This window comes from Caballeronia glathei, assembly GCF_000698595.1.
In the GTDB taxonomy this organism is placed as follows: Bacteria; Pseudomonadota; Gammaproteobacteria; order Burkholderiales; family Burkholderiaceae; genus Caballeronia; species Caballeronia glathei.
The window spans coordinates 1-662 of the sequence record NZ_JFHC01000276.1 but is presented as its reverse complement, the minus strand read 5'-3'; the positions used below and the strand labels follow the sequence as shown (position 1 = coordinate 662).

The following is a 662-nucleotide window of genomic DNA, read 5'->3' as shown; positions in this document are numbered from 1 at the left end:
TTGCCGACGCTGATCGTCAGGCAGCCGTCGGCATAGCGCGCCTGCACCTTGTCGGGGTCGGCCGTCTGGGGCAGCTCGATCATCCTGCGGAATGATCCGAAGAAACGCTCCTGCGCGTAACTGCGGGTCTCTTCACGTGTCTGCGGCGCAGTCGGCTTGCGCTCGCCGCTGATGGTGAGCAGGCCCTTGTCGATCGAGACATCGATCGCGGCGGGGTCGAGTCCGGGCGCGAACGCGACAATCTCGATCGTATCGTCGGTGCTGCCAATGTTGACGGGCGGGAATGCGCCTAGCGGCCCCGAGCGCAGGCTCGTTGGAAACCCGCTGAACAAGCTCGACATTTGGCGTTGCAACCGATCGAACTCGCCGAACAGGTCATCTGGGAAATAAAAATTGCTCATGGTCCGATGCTCCTTATTGCTGGGGCAAGGAGGCGAACGAGCTTACGCGCTCCGGTTCGCCTGCCAGCCGTCGGCAAACAAATCAAAACACGCAGCGCGCTTTGTCGCGACTGCATACCGGACATCAGAATAGGAAGCGTGTCGGGAAATTTCAAGTGCTGGGACTGGATGGCGACGTCACCGCGCTATCAGGGCCGACGCTCTTGAAATCCGCCGCCTCGACCTTATTCTGCACACGATGTTCAATTGCCGGAGGACAGC

1 protein-coding gene is annotated in these 662 nt (G+C 60.6%); it reads right to left on the bottom strand.

The window, feature by feature from the left end; translation table 11 throughout:
* Positions 1–401, bottom strand: a 401-nt coding sequence (locus BG61_RS38755) for an Hsp20/alpha crystallin family protein (RefSeq protein WP_035943786.1), incomplete at its 3' end; no start/stop codon positions are given.
* Between the last annotated feature and the right edge of the window lie 261 nt (positions 402–662).